Genomic DNA, 21612 nt, shown 5'->3' with positions numbered 1-21612 from the left:
GGTATGTCGTGCGCTTTGTAACGCACGACTGCCTGTCGCTGAAAGACTTACTTCTTGTTGTCTTTCACTTCTTCGAACTCGGCATCGACCACGTCGTCACCGGCGTCCTTCTGGCTGTCGCCCTGAGCTTCTTCGCCCTGGCCAGCCTGCGCCTGCTCGGCATACATCTTCTGTACCAGCGGGCCGGACGCTTCGGACAGCGCGTTGATCTTGGCTTCGATCTCAGCCTTGTCGTCAGACTTGATGGCCGTTTCCAGATCAGCCAGTGCCGCTTCGATTGCAGTCTTCTCTTCCTCGGTAGCCTTGTCACCTGCCTCGGTCAGAGTCTTGCGGGTGGCGTGCACCAGCTGGTCAGCCTGGTTACGGGTAGTTACCAGCTCTTCGAACTTGCGATCTTCATCGGCATTGGCCTCGGCATCACGCACCATCTGATCGATCTCTTCATCGGTCAGACCGGAAGAGGCCTTGATGATGATCGACTGCTGCTTGCCGGTTGCCTTGTCCTTCGCCGACACGTTGAGGATACCGTTGGCGTCCAGATCAAAGCTGACTTCAACCTGTGGCACACCGCGTGGTGCGGGCGGAATGTCTGCCAGGTCGAAGCGGCCCAGTGACTTGTTCTGCGTCGCCTGCTTGCGCTCACCCTGCATCACGTGAATGGTCACGGCGGTCTGGTTGTCATCGGCGGTCGAGAATACCTGCGATTTCTTGGTAGGAATCGTGGTGTTCTTCTCAATCAGCGTGGTCATCACACCGCCCATGGTTTCGATACCCAGCGACAGCGGCGTCACGTCGAGCAGCAGTACGTCTTTCACGTCACCAGCCAGCACGGCACCCTGGATCGCAGCACCTACGGCCACTGCTTCATCGGGGTTAACGTCCTTGCGCGGCTCTTTACCGAAGAAGTCGGCAACGGTCTTCTGTACCAGCGGCATACGTGTCTGACCGCCAACCAGAATCACGTCGTTGATCTCGGAAACATCCAGGCCGGCGTCTTTCATGGCTACACGGCATGGCTCGATGCTGCGCTTGACCAGCTCTTCAACCAGAGACTCCAGTTTGGCGCGGGTCACCTTGACGTTCAAGTGCTTGGGACCAGTCGCATCGGCCGTGATGTACGGCAGGTTGACGTCAGTCTGGTTGCTCGAGGACAGCTCAATCTTGGCCTTCTCAGCCGCTTCCTTCAGACGCTGCAGCGCCAGCGGATCGGTGTGCAGGTCGATGCCGTTCTCTTTCTTGAACTCGTCGGCCAGATAGTCGATCAGGCGCATGTCGAAATCTTCGCCACCCAGGAAGGTGTCGCCGTTGGTCGCCAACACTTCGAACTGGTGCTCGCCATCTACTTCGGCAATTTCGATCACGGAAATGTCAAAGGTACCGCCACCCAGGTCGTATACGACGATGGTGGAGTCGCCACGGGACTTGTCCATACCGTAGGCCAGTGCGGCAGCGGTCGGCTCGTTGATGATCCGCTTGACGTCCAGACCGGCGATGCGACCGGCGTCCTTGGTAGCTTGACGCTGGCTGTCGTTGAAGTAGGCCGGAACGGTAATAACCGCTTCGGTTACTTTCTCGCCGAGGTAATCTTCAGCGGTCTTCTTCATTTTCTTCAGCACTTCGGCAGAAATCTGCGGTGGTGCGATCTTCTCGCCCTTCACTTCGACCCAGGCATCGCCGTTATCGGCTTTGACGATCTTGTAGGGGACGAGCTTGATGTCCTTCTGTACGACTTCTTCCTCGAAGCGACGGCCGATAAGACGCTTGACCGCGTTCAGGGTGTTCTGCGGGTTGGTGACCGACTGGCGCTTGGCCGACTGGCCGACCAGGGTCTCGCCATCATTGGTGTATGCAACGATGGAAGGCGTGGTACGAGTACCTTCCGAGTTCTCAATTACCTTGGCTACACCGTTTTCCATCACTGCAACGCAGGAGTTGGTGGTTCCGAGGTCAATACCGATAATCTTGCCCATATGTAAATCTCCGATTCAGCTTTGCCGCGGCTGGCCGGCGGCAGGGGTTTATCTATCTATGCACCCTAGATGGGGGCAGCAAAATCAATTTCAAGCCTGCTCATCAATCGAGGGAGTGTCAGGCTTGTCCGCCGGAGTCTTGCTCACAACGACCATCGCCGGACGCAACAGACGGCCGCTCAGGGTGTAACCCTTCTGAAATACACGGATGACGGTATTGGGCTCGACATTGTCGCGCTCCTCCATCGCCATTGCCTGATGCAGCTCCGGATTGAAGGGCTCGCCATGGGGGTCAACCGCCACGATCTGGAAGCGCTCCAGGGTTTCACCGAACATTTTCAGCGTCAGCTCCATGCCGTCGCGCATCGGCTTGATCGTCGAGTCATTCGGATCAGCCAGCTCAACACCGCGTTCCAGGCTTTCGAGCACCGGCAGCAGATCGTTGGCAAAGCGTTCTAGCGCAAACTTGTGCGCCTTCTCGACTTCCTGCTCGGCGCGTCGACGGGCGTTCTGCACGTCCGCAGCGGCGCGCAGCGCCTGATCCTTCGCAGCGGCCAGCTCATCCTCGAGGACGCTAACCCGCGCAGCCAGATCCTCGGGAGCCTCCGACGAGAGCATGTCTTCCGTCTCTTCAGGGCCAGCAGGATCCTGTCTGTGTTCGTCTGCCATCTGTGTCTCCTATTCTGACTGCGGGGCGCTCGAGCGCCCGTTGACTGGTATCAGCACCTTATATGGGGTCTTTCCCGCGGGCTTCAAGGGGTAGAAACCGCATGCATGCAGAGTACTTGTCGACAGAACGGAAACTACTGTATAAATAACCAGACCAAACTTGCAGGAGCCTGGCCATGCTCGTCCACCTGGCGGTGAACAACTACGCGATCGTCGACCATCTTGAACTGGAGATCAGCAGCGGAATGACTGCGATCACCGGGGAGACCGGTGCCGGCAAGTCGATCATGCTCGACGCCCTCGCGCTGACCCTGGGTGACCGGGCAGACAGCGGCGCCGTGCGCCCGGGCACCGACAAGGCCGACATCCTGGCGACCTTCGACATCAGCCAGATTCCCGAAGCCACCGCCTGGCTTACCGAGCGCGACCTGGCGGGTGACGACCAGCAGGTGATCTTGCGCCGGGTGATTACCGCCGAAGGACGCTCCCGCGGCTACATCAATGGCAGCCCCTGCCCGCAGCAGGACCTGAAAACCCTGGGCGGCATGCTTATCGATATTCACAGCCAGCACGAGCATCAGTCGCTGCTCAAGCCCGATACCCACCGCCGCTTACTCGACGACTACGCCGGAAGTCGCGAGCTCGCCCGCCAGGTGCAACTGGCTGCGCAGCGCTGCAAGCAGACCGAACAGGCATTGCAGCAAGCCAGTCAACAGGGTGACGAGAAGAGCTCACGGCTTCAACTGCTGACCTACCAGCTTGAAGAGCTGGATAACCTCAGCCTGCAGGAAGGCGAAATCGAGGAGCTGGAAAACGACCAGCGTCAGCTGGCCAACGCCGAGCAGATCATGCAGTCGTGCCAGCAGGTCATCAACCTGTGCAGCGAGAACGACAGTGGTAGCGTGCTACAGGCGCTAACAGCCAGCCAACAGCGCCTGACTGCTTTCAAGAACAACCATCACAGCCTGGATGAAGCCAACGGCATGCTCGCCAGTGCGCAGATCCAGATCGAGGAAGCGGTGGGCGAGCTGACCCGCTACCTGGACCATTTCGAGGCAGACCCCGAGCGCCAGCAACAGGTGGAGGAGCGCCTTGGCGTGATCCATGACCTGGCACGCAAGCACCGGGTCAATCCGGACGAATTACCGGCCCTGCAGCAAAAATTGATCGACGAACTGGAGAGCATGCAGCAACAGGATCTGGACGCCGAGCGCCTGGGTGAGGAGCTTGAGGCATTCCGCGAACACTACCGGCAGCTGGCCGTGGAGCTCAGCGGGGTGCGCCATGAGGCTGCTATTCGCCTGGGTGAAGCCGTTACCGGCCAGATCCAGCAACTGGGCATGCCCGGAGGCCAGGTCAAGGTGCAGCTGCAGCCCCACGCTGCCGAAGCCATAATGCCCCATGGACAGGAGGCGGTTGAGCTCCTGGTCAGCGCCAACCCTGGTCAGCCCGCCAAGCCACTGGCCAAGGTCGCCTCCGGCGGCGAATTATCGCGCATCAGCCTGGGCATCCAGGTCACCACCGTGCAAACCTCACGCGTGCCGACGCTGGTGTTTGATGAGGTCGATGTGGGTATCGGCGGCCCTACGGCCGAAATTGTGGGCAGCATGCTGCGCAAGCTGGGCAGCAATGGCCAGGTCCTCACCGTCACTCACCTGCCCCAGGTGGCCGCCCATGGTCACCAGCACCTATTCGTGCGCAAGGAACAGACCGATGAATCCACCAGTACGCGCATCGACCGGCTAAGCCAGGAAGGCCGGGTGCAGGAGATTGCGCGGATGCTGGGCGGCATCGACATGACCGAGGAATCCCTGGCCCATGCCCGCAAACTGATGTCGGTCGCACAATAAACCAACGCAAAACGAGCGCTCACAAAAAAGCCAGGCTCGAGGCCTGGCTTTTTGATCAGCTGACGCGTTCGCTGTCCGCTTTATTTGGTCTTCTTCACGTACAAAACCAGATTGTGATCAACCATTTCAAAACCGTGTTGTTTCACGATTTCCTTCTGCCGACGCTCAATCTCCGCGTCGAAGAACTCGATCACTTCACCGGTATCGACGCAGACCATATGATCATGGTGCTCGGAGTCGGCAAGTTCGAAGACTGCGTGGCCACCATCGAAGTTATGCCGCTCGACCAGACCGGCCGTCTCGAACTGGGTAAGCACCCGGTATACTGTCGCAAGCCCGACGTCCTCACCCGCCTCCATCAACGCCTTGTACACATCTTCGGCGCTCAGGTGGCGTTCCGGGGAACTGTCCAGCATCTGCAGGATCTTTACACGCGGCAGGGTTACTTTCAGGCCGGCTTTACGGAGTTCTTGATTTTCAACCATGTCAGTTTCTCGTTCAGCGCTTCGCAGGGCGGGATCAGTCGGGTATGATTCTCGGCTATTAACCGCTTCAAGATAATGGATGTTAACACGTCATGCCGAACAGCCTATACCGAATCCTCTGTATCCTCGTGTGTCTCTCGGCGCTCGGCCTTGCTGGCTGCAGCTTCCCCGGGGTGTACAAGATTGATGTGCAACAAGGGAATGTAGTGACCCAGGAAATGGTCAACCAACTGCGCCCCGGCATGACCACCCGGCAGGTGCGTTTCATAATGGGTACACCACTGATTCAGGATACGTTCCACCCTGAGCGCTGGGACTACCTGTACAGCATGAAGGCCGGTCACCAGAAACGCGAGCAGGAACGCGTGGTACTCACCTTCGAAAATGATCTACTGGTCGGTCTGGGTGGCGATTTCGTACCTGGCGCAAGCCGCGAACAACAGATCATGGACAACGGCTCAGCTGCCGAGTCCGATGACGTACAGAGCTACCCGGTTGATCTTGGCGCCCCACTGGGCACAGGCGAATAAGACTCCCGATCACCAGGAAGCCGGCTCAGGTTTCCTTGGCTGCCTTGTTCTTTGCCGCCCGCTGCTTGCGAACCTCCTTGGGATCGGCAATCAGCGGACGATATATTTCCACCCGCTCCCCTGAATTGATACGCCGCTCATCAGGCTTGGGCACCGCCTTGCCAAAAATCCCCACCGGACAGCTCTGCAGGTCTACCTCGGGAAAATGCTCGTTGATGCCTGAAGCCATGACTGCCTGACGCACTGTCGTGCCTTCGCTGACTGTCAGACTGAGAATCTTCTGCTTGTGCGGAAGCGCGTATGCCACCTCCACCATCATCGTCTTATCGACCACCGTACAACTCCTTTGCACGCTGACAAAATGCTTCAACCATATTGTTGGCAGCCTGATTGAACAGCGGCCCCAGCGTAGCCTTGACCACCGGTCCCGCGTAATGGAAATTCAGGTCCAGGGTTATCTTGCAGGCATGCTCACCCAGTGCCTTGAACTCCCACACACCGTTCAGATCACTGAAAGGGCCGTCTTCCAGACGCAACTCGATCCGCTCACCGGGTACCAGGCTGTTACGGGTAACAAAAGCCGAGCTGATACCCGCCTTGGCAACGGTCAAGCGTGCGCGCATCTCGATTTGCGTCTCATCCAGCACCTCTGCCCGGGAGCACCAGGGCAGAAACTCCGGATAATGTTCGACCCGATTAACCAGCTCGAAGAGTCGATGCGCAGGATAGGGCAGCAGGGCCGAGCGATGAATATGCGTCATGGGTGGTAGACAGAGCCTCGTTACTTGAACAGTTCAGTGACAAACACGACCAGCACTCCCAGCGGAGCGACGTAGCGTAGCAGGCAATATACCACCGGAAACAGCCGCGGATGCCGCAGAGCCAGTTCCGCGCGGAATACATCACGGCCCAGCACCCACCCGGCAAATACCGCAAACAGCAACCCACCCAGGGGAAGCATGATCCTGCTGGTCAGGTAATCCACACTTTCGAAGAACGTCTTGCCGCCCTGCTCGGTCCACTTGAACAGGTGCCAACCGGCCTCATCGGTTACGAAGAAGCGGGCATCAGCCAGCAGATTGAAAGACAGCACGGTACCCAGACCAACCACCCAGCACAGGAAAGCTACAAGGCAGGTAATGCGTACACGGGTCCAGCCCGTCCGTTCTACCCAGTACGCCACGGCAGGCTCCAGCATCGAGATAGCCGAGCTCCAGGCCGCCACCGCCACCAGTACAAAGAACAGCAGACCAAACACCTGCCCGAGCATGATATTGCCGAAGGCGATTGGCAGGGTCACGAACATCAGGCCCGGCCCGGCGGACGGCTCCAGCCCGGCAGCAAATACAATCGGAAAGAGTGCCAGCCCGGCGGTCAGCGCTACCGCCGTATCCAGCAACGCCACAGTAATAACGGTACCGCCAATGGAGGACTTCTTCGGCATGTAGGAACCAAACACCATGATCGACCCCACGCCCACGCTCAGGGTAAAAAAGGCATGCCCCATGGCCGCAAGAATGCCGTCCGGCACACTGGCCAGATCAAAATGAAAGAGAAACTCTACACCCTGCATGAAATGCCCAGTGGTCAGGCTGTAGCCCAGCAAAATGATCAGCAGCACAAACAACAGCGGCATCATGATCCGCAGGCTGCGCTCCAGACCAGCTACCACACCCCTGGCGATAATGAATGCAGTCACCAGCATGAACAGCGTATGCCACAGGCTCAGGCGCAGCGGGTCGGCCGTCAGGGCGCCAAAGCGGGCCCCGGCACCCTCACCGTCGATCCCGACAAAATCACCACGCCCCATACCGATGATGTAATCCAGCGACCAACCAGCGACAACGCTGTAAAAAGACAAAATCAGCAAGGCCGCAATCATCCCCATGACCGCCGCCCAGGACCAGCGCGCCGAGGCACCCGCCTGTATGGCCAGATTGCGTAAGGTATTCACCGGACTGCGACGCCCCCGCCGACCCAGCACGGTTTCCGCCAGCATGATCGGCAAACCGACCAGCGCGATACAGATCAGATAAACCAGCACGAAAGCGCCGCCACCGTAGACGCCGGCCATATAGGGAAACTTCCATATATTCCCCAGACCCACCGCCGAACCGGTAGCCGCCAGGATGAAAACCCAGCGGCTTGCCCAGATACCGTGAATGGAAACATTGTCCTGCGACATGGCGAGAAACCTGTGGGGTAGAGAAAAAAGGAACGGCATTGTCCAGATTTTGACCAACACGGACAAGGCCCGTATAGCCGAACCTTCCCCCAACCCCTATAATGCGCCCCCTATGAGCAACCAAAAGAAACCCAAGGCCAACAGCGGCACCATTGCGCTGAACAAGAAGGCCAAACACGATTATTTTGTCGAAGCCCGTTTTGAGGCAGGCGTTGCGCTGACCGGATGGGAAGTGAAAAGTCTGCGCGCGAGCAAGGTGCAGCTGGTCGACAGTTACATTCTCCTCAAGAACAATGAGGCCTTTCTGCTGGGAGCGCATATCACGCCCCTGCAGACTGCCAGCGCTCACGTGGTAGCCGACCCCACCCGCACCCGCAAGCTGCTACTGCATGCCCGTGAGCTGGACAAGCTGATCACCGGCGTGCAGCAGAAAGGCTTCGCCTGCGTACCGCTAGCGCTTTACTGGAAAGGCCACCTGGTCAAATGCGAGATCGCCCTGGTGCGCGGCAAGAAGGAGTTCGACAAGCGCCAGGTCGAGAAGGAACGCGACTGGACCAGGGAGAAAGCCCGGGTGGTTCGCGACAACAGCCGCTGACCAATCACGGGCGTTCTATCAACCAGGGAACTTTTGCGGTACAATCCGGTCTGATCTTGTAAGAGACCTAAACAGTTTTGGGGCCGATTTGGATTCGACGACGGTTACAAAGCTTGAAGGGCATGCCGAGTTGGTAACAGAACTCGTAAATCCACTGTTGCAAACCTATATAATTGCCAATGACGACAATTATGGTGCTCAACTAGCAGCGTAAGCTGCCTAGATAGCACTTCTGGTAGCTTCGGCTCCAGCGATCATTAGAGGATGCCTGTAAACTCGAAGTGATTGTCAGATAGAACAGGATCGCCGCTTAGTATGTCGTGGACGATGCGGCTAAACATTACACGACTCGCTCCAAACACCCTGCCACTCGGGCGGTGCGGAGTTAACTTAATTGAGATGGCTAAGCATGTAGAACTGATAGTGGCGGACTGGCGGACGGGGGTTCAAATCCCCCCGGCTCCACCAAATACCAAAGAAAGACGTCTTCGGACGTCTTTTTTTGTGCCTGCCGTTCGGCGGGTGCCCAGCCCCAAGTGGCTCGAAATCCGATTTAACATGGGCGTCAGGCAGAACAGCCGCTCCTGGGTTACTATCCCAGCAGTGAAAACCGCCGCATTCAGCAGCCCAGACCCTATCAGCCCTGGCCACCCTCATGATTCAGAACTCGCCTTGAAAGGCACCCCTGCTTCAACGTCTCTGACAAGCGGCTCCGTCTCAGCCCACATCATTAGACTGTCTATCCCGGCATCCATGGGGATGGTGTTCAACACCCTCTATAACCTCACAGACATCTGGTTCGCAGGTTACCTGGGTGATGATTCACTGGCCGCCTTGTCCATTGCAGGCAGCGTGTTTTTCCTGCTGCTCTCCATTGGCATAGGTATACAGACGGGTGCGTCAGCCATGATTGCACCTGAGGTCGGACGGGGTGCCATGCATGACGGCACAAGTCAGATCAAGGAGTGGGTCGACAACATAATCGGAATGGCGATTGCCTTCAGTGTCGTATCCCTGTTGCTCGGAGCCGTCGCCGCACGCCCTCTGGTGGTATTGCTCGGTGCAGAGCCTCACATTGAGCCGTTGGCCATGGAGTATCTGTGGGTAACCTTGGCTGGCTCTATCGGTTTCACTCTCTCTTTTGCTGCAGCGGGTGCCTTGATGGCCCTGGGCGATACCCACTCCAATCGCAACGCCCTGGCCATTGGCTTTTTCGCGAACTTTGCGTTGAATCCCCTTTTCACGTTCGGCCTTGGGCTTGGCGTAACGGGCATAGCGTTAGCGACCGTTACCATCAAACTGGCAACCGCTTTCTACTTGCTATACGTGCTTGCCAAGCGGCTGAATATCCGAATAAGACCTGCGTTCGACTGGCCTCGTTGGCAAGCCTTGCTCAAGCAGGTACTGCCCGCCAGCTTCAACATGCTCACCATCGTTCTGGGTGGCTTCATTACCGTAGCCCTCATCGGGCAGTTTGGCAGCCAACACGTGGCGGGTTACACAGTAGGCTTGAGGCTGGAACAGCTGTTATTACTGCCGGCCCTGGGTTTGAACAGTGCGGTCATGGCTATCGCCGGCCAGAATATGGGGGCGGGACATAATTCGAGAGTCGCCGAGACCTACCAGAAAAGCCTGTCGATTGGGCTGGTGATGGCACTGATGTCCGTCCCTGTGATGTACTTTTTATCTCCTCTGATGGTGGGCTTTTTCACCGATGCAGAGGCAATACGACAGACCGGCGTGACCTACCTCAGAATCGATGCCTTGGCGTTTTATGCCTATGTCGTTCTGTTTCAGAGCGTCGCGGTGCTGCAGGCAATACGCAAACCCCTGTTTCCGATGTACCTGGGTATAGCGAGGCAATTGGTGATCCCCGCACTGATCAACTATGTCCTCATCGTGGTTTGGGACTATCCCATGGTGTCAATGTTCTACACCATCGTCGCGGTGGTGATAGGCAGCGCAGTGATAGCGCACTTTTATACCAGACGCGAGATCGGCAGGCTGCCTTGACATACGCCGACATCGGATAAAGCATCCTGATCACTCGTCCGCCTGTTACAGGGTCCAACCGTCCTCCTCACATAGCGAAATCAGCCTACGGCGCAGCGGTGCGTATGCCTCGTAAGCCCGGTCGAACTCAGCGCGGTCAGTAGCCAGCTCGAGTGTTGCTGCCACGCCTGCCAAACGGCTTTTCTCGCTGTCGCCGAGCTCCGCCGATGCGGTGCCTGCTCTGCTGAATTCGGCAAAGTTGTTGATGCTGCTTCGCAGCACCCGTGTGATGCCCTGGAGCGATGTGGAGTCTTCAAGATCAAGCAGAAAAAGCGTGTCGCCCAGCAACAGCATTGCCCTGGCAGGGGAAAGCTCCGCTCTGGTGGCGTGGCAGTATTTGAGCACCGGATAGGCGAGATGGCGCAGCGCCTGCTGATCGATAGCCGAAGACAGGCTGAACAGATAGTTCTTCAAGGAGCCCTCCGGATCACGCAGGCTCGCGTTGCGGATAATGTCCTCTTCGGTTTTCCCCATGGCAAAGATACCGGTGGCCAGACTTCGCCGCTCAACCGCAGCCGATATAACGGAGATCACGTAGGAAAGAGACACGGTAATAACTATGGTCGCCAAAAGAGTCGCCAGCGTGCTGACAAAAGTCCAGGGCGGCCCCGAGGGAACCCAGTCACCATATCCCAGGCTCGACAGTGTGGTGCTGGTAAAATACAGCGTCTCCATGGCATCAGCGGATGCGATGGAGACGTTATTAATGACCGACCCGGGGTGAGCGACAAGGACCAGGAAAAGCGCCAGCACCAGCATGAGATACCAGGTCACAATACTCAGCAAGATCATCGCGGGACCGGCATACTTCAGAACGCGATGGATGGGTTGCCTCCGGTGAATAAGCAGCAGAACATGCCAGAGCCCCTGGTAGGCTCTCTGACTCAGGGGGCCGGCGCCACCTGTACTGAATACAGTGACAAACTGATCCCACAAGGTCACGCCAGCAATCAACCCTGCGAGGAGCGTCAGTAAAATTTCCATGGGTCCTCCGTGCTTACACCCTGGGTATGTGACTCCCGAGACCCTTCATTGTTCGCTTGATATGCGAGTACATCCCCAAAACGACCGGAGCATGCAGCGCTCTGATTGCAGGAGCCGATACTATTGAGCCGAGACTGTCTGGAACGTCATCAGGTGTGGATCTATCTAGCCGCTATCCTCAGTGGCCTGGCGCTGGGCACGGTTGCACCCGTTGTCGCACCGCTGTTCGAGAGCGTGCTCTGGCCCGTTCTGGCTGTGCTGCTGTATGCCACCTTTGTGCAGGTGCCTCTGCTACATGTGCGTGAAGCCTTTCGGGACCGGCGCTTTGTGGTGGCCGTGGTGCTCGGCAATTTCCTGTTTATCCCGCTTCTGGTCTGGATCATGCTGCCGCTGCTACCCGATGATCCCGCCTTGCGTTTGGGCGTACTGCTGGTTCTGCTGGTGCCTTGCACAGACTGGTTTATGACCTTTACTCAGCTCGGCCGCGGCAATACTGCCAAGGCCGTTGCCATCACGCCGTTGAACCTGCTGTTGCAGTTACTGCTGTTACCGGTCTATCTCTGGCTGATGTTGCCTGCGACAGAACTGGGTGCAGCCCTTATAACCGCCGCCATGTTACCCGCGGCCCTAACGCTGATTGCCCTGCCGTTACTGCTGGCAGGGGTGACTGAACGCTGGGTCGAGGCCCGCCGAGGGCGTGAGGTCTGGCGGGAGCGTCTTGCCTGGTGGCCGGTGCCCTTGCTGGGTTTGGTCGTATTCATGATTGCTGGGGCGCAGGTCAACACGGTAATCTCCGCTGGTCCGGCCCTACTGGCGGTGCTACCGGTATTTATCGGCTTTCTGCTGGTTTGCGCCCTGCTGGCGCGCGGCCTTACGCGTTGGTTGCGGCTGCCCCTGGAAACCGGTCGCACGCTGGCTTTCAGCATGGGTACCCGCAACTCCTTCGTGGTATTACCCCTGGCGCTGGCTTTACCCGCCGGCTGGGAAACCACGGTGGTTGTGATCGTGTTCCAGTCCCTGGTGGAGCTATTCGGAATGGTGTTTTACCTGTGGTGGGTACCGCGCCGTCTGTTCAAGCCAGCTATTAACGATTCGATGGATTAAACAATGTCTGCTGATTTTCCCTGCCCCGTTTGCCGCAGCAGCGATTGCACGCATTTCATGCTGGTTGAGTCACTGGATTACTGGCGATGCCAGCATTGCCAGGCCACCTTTCTGGATCCCTCGCAGCTACCGGACGGATCAACCGAGGAGCAGCAATACCGCCTGCACCGTAACGAAGTAGAGGATGAGGGATACCGGCGTTTTCTCGGTCGGGTGGCCACGCCCCTGCTGGCGCGACTGGAGCCGGGGCTATCCGGGCTGGATTACGGTTGCGGGCCCGGCCCCGCGCTGGCGGCCATGCTGACCGATGCGGGTCATGGCATGGCTATTTACGACCCCTTGTTTTTTGACCAGCCCGAGGTTCTGGAGCAGCGCTATGACTTCATTACCTGCACCGAGGTGGCCGAGCATTTCCATCATCCGTTCGATGAGTTCGTTCTGCTGGATCGCCTGCTCAAGCCCGGCGGCTGGCTGGCCATCATGACGATGTTCCAGACCGACGACAGCGCCTTTGCCAAGTGGCACTACCGCCGCGATCCCACCCATGTGGTGTTCTATCGGGAAAACACCTTCCAGGCCATCGCCCGGCAGCGCAACTGGCATTGCGAGATACCCTGCGCCAATGTCGCGTTACTGAAGAAACCTGATAACGCCTAGAGCCCCTGGCGGCGCTGGGCCCGGGCGACGCGGTGACTTTCTTCCAGCACGTCGGCGAGCACTTCCTGAACGTAGTGGATATGGCTGTCGGAGAAAGCGCGCGCCTTTTGCGCTTCGCCGGCCATAATCGCCTGATACAGCTCGCTGTGTTGCTTCATAAGCATGTCGCGGGTTTCGGTACGTTGGGCGTACATGCCGCCTATGTTGGTTACCACGTTGCGCTTGAGCAGATCAAACAGCCCACGGATGGTATGCAGCAATACGGCGTTATGGCTGGCCTCGGCAATCGCCAGGTGGAAGCGCGCATCGGCGGCGCCCTCCTCCGCCCGGCTGACCTCGCCCACCCGTGAGTAACAGTTCTGCAGCGCTGCAAATGCCTCGGTCAGACGCTGGCGATCCGGCTCGGTGGCCCGCTGCGCAGCATAAAAGGCGCAGGATCCTTCCAAAGTATGTCGGAACTCGAGCAGATCACGTTGGGCTTCGGGGTTGTCTTCCAGCAAGGGCAACAGTGGGTCGCTAAAGGTAGAGCCCAGGGACTCGGCAACATAGTTACCGCCGCCCTGACGGCTGATCAGCAGCCCTTTGGCCGCCAGTTTCTGAATTGCTTCACGCAGTGATGGGCGCGATACGCCGAACTGTTCGGCCAATACCCGCTCTGCGGGGAGGCGTTCGCCAGCCTTGAGCGTACCCTCGAGAATCATGCCCTCGAGCTTGGTGACGATGTCATCCGACAAACGGCGTGCCTGTATCTGACCAAAACCCATATTTTTCTCCAGAGCTTCTAAACCCTTGTCGGCGCTCTGATGCGCACTAGCACGCCAGTCTAACCAGCCACCGAAACACCCACAACACGCTTCAAGACAAGCCCCACACGACCAAAGTCGTACATCTGCGGGATTGACACCTTGATCGCACACTTTTAGTCTGGGGCCTGCTAATTGTAAATTGGTCTTACCAATTAAACAAACCTGACAATAATTCCAACAATCAGCCGAGGTTTTCCCATGTTGATCGCATTCATCCATCCTGATCGTGCTGTGGCTGTGTTCTGCCGCTGCGCGGCCCTTTGAGCGGAGAACCGACATGTCTAACGGACTCCTCGCGCTCCTGGCGTTTTCACCCATTCTGTTGGCCGCCATCCTGCTGGTAGGTCTGCGCTGGCCAGCCAGACGAGCCATGCCGCTGGTATATCTGGTCACCGCCGCCGTGGGACTTTTTGCCTGGGACATGAGTTTCAACCGGGTGCTGGCGTCTACGCTCCAGGGCCTGGTGATCACCATCGGTCTGCTGTGGATCATTTTTGGCGCCATCCTGCTGCTCAATACGCTCAAGCATTCCGGTGGTATCACTGCAATCCGCGCGGGTTTCGCCACCATAAGCCCCGATCGCCGCATCCAGGCCATTATCATCGCCTGGCTGTTCGGTTGCTTTATAGAAGGCGCATCAGGCTTTGGTACGCCGGCGGCAATTGCCGCTCCGCTGCTGGTCGCGATCGGTTTTCCGGCCATGGCCGCCGTTCTGATGGGCATGCTGGTACAGAGCACGCCGGTGTCATTCGGTGCGGTGGGCACACCAATTGTGGTGGGTGTGAGTACTGGTCTGGATTCAGCAGCTATCGGCGCACAGCTGATCGAACAGGGTTCTTCATGGGCGCAGTTTCTGCAGTTGATCACCAGTGAAGTAGCGATCATCCATGCCATAGTCGGTACGGCGATGCCACTGATCATGGTGCTGATGCTCACGCGCTTTTTCGGCACTGAAAAGAGCTGGAAAGCAGGCTTTGAGGTATTGCCGTTCGCCTTGTTTGCCGGCCTGGCCTTTACCCTGCCCTACGCGGCGACTGGTATTTTCCTGGGTCCCGAGTTTCCATCCCTGGGCGGCGGACTGATCGGTCTGGCCATTGTTACCACAGCGGCGCGCAAAGGCTTTTTACTGCCAAAGACCACCTGGGATTTTGCTCCCGCAAAAGACTGGCCCACTGAGTGGTTGGGTTCTGTGGAAATGAAACTGGACCAGTTGACTGCCAAATCAATGAGCAGCCTGCGTGCCTGGTTGCCCTATGTGCTGGTCGGCCTGTTGCTGGTGCTCAGCCGCGTGGTGCCTGAAGTTAGTGCGGCACTGAAAGCAGTCATGCTCAACTTCCCTGACCTGCTTGGCGAAACCGGTGTCAGTGCCAACTTCATGCCCCTGTATTTGCCTGGCGGTATTCTGGTTGCGGTGGTAATCGCCACCTTTTTCCTGCACGGCATGAAGCCCCGTGAGCTGGGCGTGGCGATCAAGGAGTCTTCGGGCGTGCTGCTCAGTGCCGGCTTCGTTTTGCTGTTCACCGTGCCCATGGTGCGCATCCTTATCAACTCCGGCGTCAACGAGGCGGACCTGGCCAGCATGCCGATCCTGATGGCGCTCTGGGTGTCAGACAGCGTGGGCAGCATCTACCCATTGCTGGCCCCGAGTATTGGTGCGCTTGGCGCCTTTATTGCCGGTTCCAATACGGTCAGCAACATGATGTTCAGCCAGTTCCAGTTCGGTGTGGCCGACAGCCTGGGTATTTCCACAGCCCTGATAGTCGCGGTGCAGGCGATTGGCGCTGCGGCGGGCAACATGGTGGCCATTCATAACGTGGTCGCAGCCTCCGCTACCGTGGGGCTGCTCGGGCGTGAAGGCAGCATACTGCGCAAGACCATCTGGCCGACGCTGTACTATGTGCTGTTCACCGGTCTGATCGCGCTGTTTGCCGTTTACGTGATGGGCATAAGCGATCCGCTGATGGCCAGCTGAGCGACGCTCGCCCCGGCATGACCGGGGCGGGCAGCAGGCATTCCGGCGTTTCCGGCTTTCTTCTGTTACAGAGTGAATTTCATGATTATCTCAGCCTCTACCGATTACCGCGCTGCGGCAAAACGCAAGCTGCCGCCGTTTCTGTTCCACTACATTGATGGCGGCTCTTACGCCGAGCACACGCTCAGGCGCAACGTGGATGATCTGGCCGGCATCGCCCTGCGCCAGAGGGTGCTGCGCAACATGTCAGAACTGAGCCTGGAAACGCGCCTGTTCAACGAGACCCTGGCAATGCCGGTTGCCCTGGCGCCAGTTGGACTGACCGGTATGTACGCCCGGCGCGGTGAAGTGCAGGCGGCCAAGGCAGCTGCTGCCAAGGGTATTCCCTTCACGCTTTCGACCGTTTCGGTATGCCCCATCGAAGAAGTCGCACCGGCCATCGACCGGCCCATGTGGTTTCAGCTGTACGTGCTCAAGGACCGCGGCTTCATGAAAAACGCCCTGGAACGGGCAAAAGCCGCGGGCGTCACCACCCTAGTGTTCACTGTCGACATGCCCGTGCCCGGCGCGCGCTACCGCGATGCACACTCCGGCATGAGCGGCCCCAATGCACCCATGCGCCGCATGCTGCAGGCTGCCATGCATCCCACCTGGGCCTGGGATGTAGGTTTATTGGGCCGCCCCCATGACCTTGGAAATATTTCCACTTACCGCGGCAACCCGACCGGGCTGGCGGATTACATCGGCTGGCTGGGGGAGAATTTCGACCCGTCCATTTCCTGGAAGGATCTGGAATGGATCCGCGAGTTCTGGGACGGCCCCATGGTGATCAAGGGTATTCTGGATCCCGAGGACGCCCGTGATGCAGTGCGCTTTGGGGCTGACGGTATCGTGGTATCAAACCACGGCGGCCGTCAGCTCGACGGCGCCCTGTCCAGCGCCCGCGCCCTGCCCTCGATTGCCGATGCGGTGAAGGGCGACCTGAAAATACTTGCTGATTCGGGCATTCGTACGGGACTGGATGTGGTGCGCATGCTCGCCCTGGGAGCCGACACCGTGATGCTGGGGCGCGCTTATATCTACGCGCTGGCAGCGGCCGGGGGCGCAGGGGTAAGTAATCTGCTGGAGCTGATCGACAAAGAGATGCGGGTGGCCATGGTGCTCACCGGTGCCAAGAGCATCAGCGAGATCAGTGCCGATTCCCTGGTGCGCGAACTGGGACGCTGAGCCAGGCTTTACCGATACGACCGGAGCTACCATGACCGTCTCAATGCCGTTGCCTGCCCCTTTTCTGACCGCAGTCGCGAGCGTCATTCCCGACGAGCGTCGGTTTGACGATCCGCTCTCGACTCTGGCTTTCGGTACCGATGCCAGTTTCTACCGGCTGATCCCCAAGCTGGTGGTGCGGGTTGAATCGGAGCAGGAAGTCGTCGCCCTGCTCAGGCTGGCCGGCAACCATCAGGTACCGGTCACTTTCCGTGCGGCCGGCACCAGCCTGTCCGGCCAGGCCATTTCGGATTCGCTGCTGATTGTGCTGGGCGAGCGCTGGAACAGCCGTGAGGTACGCGACCAGGGTCGGCAGATCCGTCTGCAACCGGGCGTGATCGGCGCGCATGCCAACTCGGTACTGCTGCCGTTCCAGCGCAAGATCGGCCCCGACCCGGCGTCGATCAACGCCTGCAAGATCGGCGGCATTGTCGCCAATAACGCCAGCGGCATGTGTTGTGGCACCGCGCAGAATACCTACCACACCCTGGCCGGCATCCGCCTGGTACTGGCCGATGGCAGCGTACTGGACAGCGAAGACCCACAGAGCATTGCGGCATTCGAAACCAGCCACGCCGAGCTGCTCGGGCAACTGGCCGAGCTCGGCCGGCAGACTCGGGCCAATACCCCACTGGCCGACAGAATTCGTCACAAGTATCGACTGAAAAACACCACCGGGCTGTCATTGAACGCATTGATCGACTTTGATCAGCCGCTGGATATTCTCAGCCACCTGATGGTGGGCTCCGAGGGCACACTGGGCTTTATCAGCTCGGTCACCTACAACACCGTCCCGGATTTTCCGCACAAGGCCAGCGCACTACTGGTATTTCCCGACGTACAAAGCTGCTGCCAGGCGGTGACGGTACTCAAACCCCAGCCGGTTTCGGCCGTGGAGTTGCTGGACAGGCGCAGTTTGCACTCGGTGGAAAACCAGCCGGGCATGCCTGCCTGGGTGAAGGACCTGTCAGCCGGCGCCTGCGCGTTACTGATCGAATCCCGCGCCGCCAGCCAGTCCCTGCTGCATGAGCAACTGGTGCTGATCATGGCCTCGATTGCCGACTTTGCGCTGGAAAAATGCGTGGAGTTCAGTGAAGACCCCCTGGTCTACAACCAGCTCTGGAAGATCCGCAAGGACACCTTCCCCGCCGTGGGTGCGGTACGTCAGACCGGCACCACGGTGATCATCGAGGACGTGACCTTCCCCATCGAACAACTGGCCCAGGGCGTCAACCGCCTGATCGAGCTGTTCGAGCGTCATGGCTATGACGAGGCGATCATCTTCGGCCACGCCCTGGAGGGCAATCTGCACTTCGTCTTCACCCAGGGCTTTGACGACCCGGCCCAGGTCGCGCGCTACGAAGCCTTCATGCAGGATGTGGCCCAGCTGGTGGCGGTGGAATTTGGCGGCTCGCTGAAGGCCGAACACGGTACCGGGCGCAACATGGCCCCCTTCGTGGAACTGGAGTGGGGCAGCGATGCCTACCAGCTGATGTGGCAGATCAAGCGCCTGCTCGACCCCCAGGGCATCCTCAACCCCGATGTGGTGCTCAGCGAGGATCCGCAGATCCACCTGAAGAACCTCAAGCCGCTGCCGGCTGCCGACGAAATCGTCGATAAGTGCATCGAGTGCGGTTTCTGCGAGCCGGTCTGTCCGTCACAGGGGCTTACCCTGAGCCCGCGCCAGCGCATCGTGATCTGGCGGGATATTCAGGCGAAGAAACGCGCGGGCACTGATACCTCGGCACTGGAGCGCGACTACCGCTACCAGGGCATCGACACCTGCGCCGCCACCGGCCTGTGCGCCCAACGCTGCCCGGTGGGCATCAACACCGGGGATCTGGTACGCAAGTTGCGCGCACAACAGGCCAAGAGCCCGCGGGCAGCCACCTGGATGGCCGATCACTTTCACACCACGGTGAGTGCCGCCCGCGCCATGCTCTATCTGGCCAGCGGCGCCCGCGCGACCCTGGGCGCACCGCTGCTGGCTCGCACCTCGGCCGCGCTGACCAGAGCCAGCAGAGGTCGAGTTCCCCAGTGGACTGCTGCAATGCCCGAGCCGGCCCGCCGCATGCGTCTACCCAACCCGCCTAGCGACTCGCGTCCGCGCGTGGTCTATCTGGAGGCCTGTGTGTCCCGGGCGATGGGGCCGGCGGCTTCGGATGGAGAACAGACGTCGCTGATCGATAAAACCCGGATGCTGCTGGAGAAGGCCGGCTATCAGGTGGTATTTCCTGCCGGGCTAGATAACCTCTGCTGCGGCCAGCCCTTCGCTTCCAAGGGCTATCCCGACCAGGCCGAGCGCAAGAAGCAGGAGCTGATCGCCGCACTGCTTGAAGCCAGCCGTGGCGGTGTGGACCCGGTCTACTGTGACACCTCGCCCTGCACCCTGAGTCTGCTGCAGGAGGGCGCCGATCCGCGCCTGGATGTCTATGATCCGGTACGCTTTATCCGCGAGCATCTGTTACAGAAGCTGGATTTCACGCCACAACAGGCACCCATAGCGGTGCACGTGACCTGCAGCACCCAGCACCTGGGCGAAGCCGAGGGTTTGATCGATATCGTCCGGCGCTGCACCACCGAGGTGGTGATTCCCGAGGGTATTCACTGCTGCGCCTTTGCCGGCGACAAGGGTTTCACTACACCCGAGCTGAATGCCCACGCCCTGCGCAACCTCAAGGACGCGGTGCAGTACTGCGGAGAAGGCATCAGCACCAGCCGCACCTGCGAGATAGGCCTGAGCCAGCATGGCGGCATCGACTACCATGGGCTGGTCTATCTGGTGGACCGGGTGACCAGGCCAAGAATGAGCCGCTAGCCCACCATGGCAGGCAGGCTCAGCGCGACGCTGTCACCTGCCCCAATCCCAGCTCAAACGGGCATAGAGAACCCAGTCATCCTGGTCCGGGAGAATATCGTCCAACGCGCTGGCATAGGTCATGCTCGCCGAGAAGCCCTTCACACCCGTCCAGCCAAGGCCCAGACCTACCGCTTGTGCTGTCTGCGCAGGGTTTTTCGAGCGCACCGTGCCAAAGTCATAGAAAACAAACGGGTCGAGTTCACCGCCCAGCGCGTTCATGCCCCGGTAATGGGTCTCGAGACTGGTCTGGATGCCGTAATCCCCGCTGATCAGACCCGGCGCATAGCCCCGAACCGATGTTGGCCCACCAATGGAGTAGGCCACAGCGCCGGGCAGCGCCTCTTCATTGGTGAATTGATAATCCATCTGCGCCAACCCGTACCAGTCGGACTGGCCGTACTGGTAATAGGCGCTGGCATCGCCATTCAATACCGCAAAGCTCTTGTCACCGTCAGTGGCTGCCTGGTTCTGCGCGGTCACCCATCCGGCCAGCTGCCGGGCGGATATCTGCCAGCCCGAGCCAAGCCAGGTCATTTGAGCGCCGGTACTCAGTTTGCTGATGGTGTAGTCACTGATGTCCTCTCCAAGCACCGAGGTCGAGGAGTTCGAGTACATCGCCGAACCGAGCGCGTTGAGCCAGAAATGGCTGGATGAGATGGCAAGCCAGGACGCATCGAGCGTCATGCTGGTCGAGTCTCCCTCTACCGCCAGATCCTTGAAGTCACCCTCGGTCACCTCTGACCGGTTGACCGCAAGACTGCCGCCAAGACGCCAGCGGCTGGCCTTCACCGGCGCGCTGTAAATCGCCGTGACGGACTGGTTGCCTGCCGATGCCAGCGCATACAGCAGTCCGCGGTCATTCCCTGTAAACACACTCTGGCGGCGGTAGATCGCCCCCACTTCTGCTTCGCCGGAACTGGCATAGCCGTAGTTGTCGACAAACAGCTGCACTGTGTTGCGCAGCGGCTCATCGACGACCACGACAATATCCGTGAGACCAAAGTCCTTGCCCGCGCGTAACTCGGCTTCCAAACGCGCATCATTGACCCGGTTGAACTCCAGGATATTGTTTTCCAGGGCATTCATGTCAACCAGGGTCTTGTCAGCCGCGAATGGCACCCATTCCCGCACGTAGGGTTCGGCAAGGTAACTGTTGCCCTCGATAACCATCTCGCCAAGCTTGCCCTCAACCAGGCGAATGATCACCACACCGCCTGTCACGGCCTGCTTGGGCAACAGGGCGGTCGCCGTATAAATGCCTTTTTCCCGGTAGGCCGTGTTGATCTGCGTAACCATCCGATTCAGATCAGACAAGCGTGTTTGCTGGCCCAGGTAGGGCAGCACAATGGTTTTCAGCTCCTGTGCTGAGAGCAACTCCGACTGGGTAAAACGCACGCTATTGAGAATAAAGGCAGGCCCCTCATCGGGCGTCTCGATAACCTCGGGCGCAATCGGCGACTCTTCACGCTGCTGCAACTCCCTGCGTTCCTGCAGATTCTGCTCCCGACGCAGCAGCTCCCTTTCCCTGCCCGCAGGGCCAGCCACTCCGGGGAGTGATTGAGCCTGGACACTCGGGATGAGCATGCTGAGTAACATCACCTGCCGGCATAAACGCCAATAATTCATT

At 59.1% G+C, this 21612-nt stretch carries 17 protein-coding genes, 1 other RNA gene and 1 pseudogene; 10 read left to right on the top strand and 9 right to left on the bottom strand.

The features are described from left to right. Positions 1-47 precede the first annotated feature (47 nt). Together dnaK and grpE are read right to left on the bottom strand one after the other, a co-directional pair. The gene (gene dnaK, locus IEV54_RS13945) at positions 48-1970 is read right to left on the bottom strand and encodes a molecular chaperone DnaK (protein WP_150278793.1); all 1923 of its coding nucleotides are present in this window, start codon (positions 1968-1970) and stop codon (positions 48-50) included. A gap of 90 nt (positions 1971-2060) precedes the next feature. Continuing rightward, positions 2061-2639, bottom strand: coding sequence for a nucleotide exchange factor GrpE (gene grpE / locus IEV54_RS13940; protein WP_150278794.1), 579 nt, complete (start codon positions 2637-2639; stop codon positions 2061-2063). 176 nt (positions 2640-2815) lie between these two features. Between grpE and recN the strand changes: the two genes are divergently transcribed. Beyond that, entirely contained in the window at positions 2816-4489 is a 1674-nt protein-coding gene (recN, locus tag IEV54_RS13935) for a DNA repair protein RecN (RefSeq protein ID WP_150278795.1), read from the top strand. 80 nt (positions 4490-4569) lie between these two features. Here recN and fur read toward each other — a convergent pair whose 3' ends face one another. Next, entirely contained in the window at positions 4570-4974 is a 405-nt protein-coding gene (fur, locus tag IEV54_RS13930) for a ferric iron uptake transcriptional regulator (RefSeq protein ID WP_150278796.1), read from the bottom strand. A gap of 92 nt (positions 4975-5066) precedes the next feature. Between fur and IEV54_RS13925 the strand changes: the two are divergent. After that, positions 5067-5441 (top strand): annotated as a pseudogene (locus IEV54_RS13925) (outer membrane protein assembly factor BamE); the annotation flags it as partial. 88 nt (positions 5442-5529) lie between these two features. Here IEV54_RS13925 and IEV54_RS13920 read toward each other — a convergent pair. Genes IEV54_RS13920 through IEV54_RS13910 form a run of 3 tightly spaced genes read right to left on the bottom strand, consistent with a single transcriptional unit; the run spans position 5530 to position 7689 of the window. Further along, complete coding sequence (locus IEV54_RS13920) at positions 5530-5823, bottom strand: RnfH family protein (RefSeq protein ID WP_150278851.1); 294 nt, start codon at positions 5821-5823, stop codon at positions 5530-5532. 4 nt (positions 5824-5827) lie between these two features. Beyond that, positions 5828-6265 (bottom strand): type II toxin-antitoxin system RatA family toxin, encoded by a 438-nt coding sequence (locus IEV54_RS13915; RefSeq protein WP_150278798.1) that lies wholly within the window; start codon positions 6263-6265, stop codon positions 5828-5830. Positions 6266-6285: 20 nt separating this feature from the next. Further along, the gene (locus tag IEV54_RS13910) at positions 6286-7689 is read right to left on the bottom strand and encodes a sodium-dependent transporter (protein WP_150278799.1); all 1404 of its coding nucleotides are present in this window, start codon (positions 7687-7689) and stop codon (positions 6286-6288) included. Positions 7690-7801: 112 nt separating this feature from the next. Here IEV54_RS13910 and smpB point away from each other — a divergent pair, with 112 nt between their 5' ends. The 3 genes from smpB to IEV54_RS13895 all read left to right on the top strand — a co-directional run bounded on the left by smpB (position 7802) and on the right by IEV54_RS13895 (position 10297). Beyond that, complete coding sequence (gene smpB / locus IEV54_RS13905; RefSeq protein ID WP_150278800.1) at positions 7802-8284, top strand: SsrA-binding protein SmpB; 483 nt, start codon at positions 7802-7804, stop codon at positions 8282-8284. A gap of 79 nt (positions 8285-8363) precedes the next feature. Continuing rightward, positions 8364-8752, top strand: a transfer-messenger RNA (tmRNA) gene (ssrA, locus tag IEV54_RS13900). A 90-nt stretch (positions 8753-8842) separates the two neighbouring features. Then, positions 8843-10297 carry an MATE family efflux transporter gene (locus IEV54_RS13895; RefSeq protein ID WP_373286452.1) on the top strand — a complete coding sequence of 485 codons (1455 nt, stop codon included), beginning with the start codon at positions 8843-8845 and terminating at the stop codon, positions 10295-10297. Between the two features lie 45 nt (positions 10298-10342). Here the strand turns inward: IEV54_RS13895 and IEV54_RS13890 are convergent, their stop codons facing one another. Beyond that, a complete protein-coding gene (locus IEV54_RS13890) occupies positions 10343-11320 on the bottom strand; it encodes a potassium channel family protein (protein WP_150278802.1) in 978 nt (325 codons plus the stop codon). 123 nt (positions 11321-11443) lie between these two features. Between IEV54_RS13890 and IEV54_RS13885 the strand changes: the two genes are divergently transcribed. Together IEV54_RS13885 and IEV54_RS13880 are read left to right on the top strand one after the other, a co-directional pair. Next, positions 11444-12424: an arsenic resistance protein gene (locus tag IEV54_RS13885; RefSeq protein ID WP_150278803.1), complete on the top strand. Its 981-nt coding sequence runs from the start codon at positions 11444-11446 to the stop codon at positions 12422-12424. A 3-nt stretch (positions 12425-12427) separates the two neighbouring features. Beyond that, positions 12428-13081: a class I SAM-dependent methyltransferase gene (locus tag IEV54_RS13880; protein WP_223825526.1), complete on the top strand. Its 654-nt coding sequence runs from the start codon at positions 12428-12430 to the stop codon at positions 13079-13081. On the opposite strand, the gene IEV54_RS13875 is transcribed toward IEV54_RS13880, so the two are convergent. Beyond that, the gene (locus IEV54_RS13875; RefSeq protein WP_150278804.1) at positions 13078-13845 is read right to left on the bottom strand and encodes an FCD domain-containing protein; all 768 of its coding nucleotides are present in this window, start codon (positions 13843-13845) and stop codon (positions 13078-13080) included. The two genes, IEV54_RS13880 and IEV54_RS13875, sit on opposite strands and share 4 nt — an antisense overlap. Before the next feature lie 319 nt (positions 13846-14164). Here IEV54_RS13875 and IEV54_RS13870 point away from each other — a divergent pair, with 319 nt between their 5' ends. The 3 genes from IEV54_RS13870 to IEV54_RS13860 all read left to right on the top strand — a co-directional run bounded on the left by IEV54_RS13870 (position 14165) and on the right by IEV54_RS13860 (position 19943). Continuing rightward, on the top strand, positions 14165-15859 hold the full coding sequence (locus IEV54_RS13870; protein WP_150278805.1) for an L-lactate permease: 1695 nt from the start codon (positions 14165-14167) through the stop codon (positions 15857-15859). 81 nt (positions 15860-15940) lie between these two features. Next, positions 15941-17086, top strand: a complete 1146-nt coding sequence (gene lldD, locus IEV54_RS13865) for an FMN-dependent L-lactate dehydrogenase LldD (RefSeq protein WP_150278806.1) — start codon at positions 15941-15943, stop codon at positions 17084-17086. Positions 17087-17129: 43 nt separating this feature from the next. Continuing rightward, positions 17130-19943, top strand: a complete 2814-nt coding sequence (locus tag IEV54_RS13860) for an FAD-binding and (Fe-S)-binding domain-containing protein (RefSeq protein ID WP_150278853.1) — start codon at positions 17130-17132, stop codon at positions 19941-19943. Between the two features lie 33 nt (positions 19944-19976). Here IEV54_RS13860 and IEV54_RS13855 read toward each other — a convergent pair whose 3' ends face one another. Then, complete coding sequence (locus tag IEV54_RS13855; RefSeq protein ID WP_150278807.1) at positions 19977-21611, bottom strand: ShlB/FhaC/HecB family hemolysin secretion/activation protein; 1635 nt, start codon at positions 21609-21611, stop codon at positions 19977-19979. Between the last annotated feature and the right edge of the window lies 1 nt (position 21612).

The sequence above is a fragment of the Halopseudomonas salina genome (assembly GCF_014637955.1).
Classification (GTDB): Bacteria; Pseudomonadota; Gammaproteobacteria; order Pseudomonadales; family Pseudomonadaceae; genus Halopseudomonas; species Halopseudomonas salina.
The sequence above is the reverse complement of the archived record's forward strand: the minus strand, read 5'-3'. Positions and strand labels throughout refer to the sequence as shown.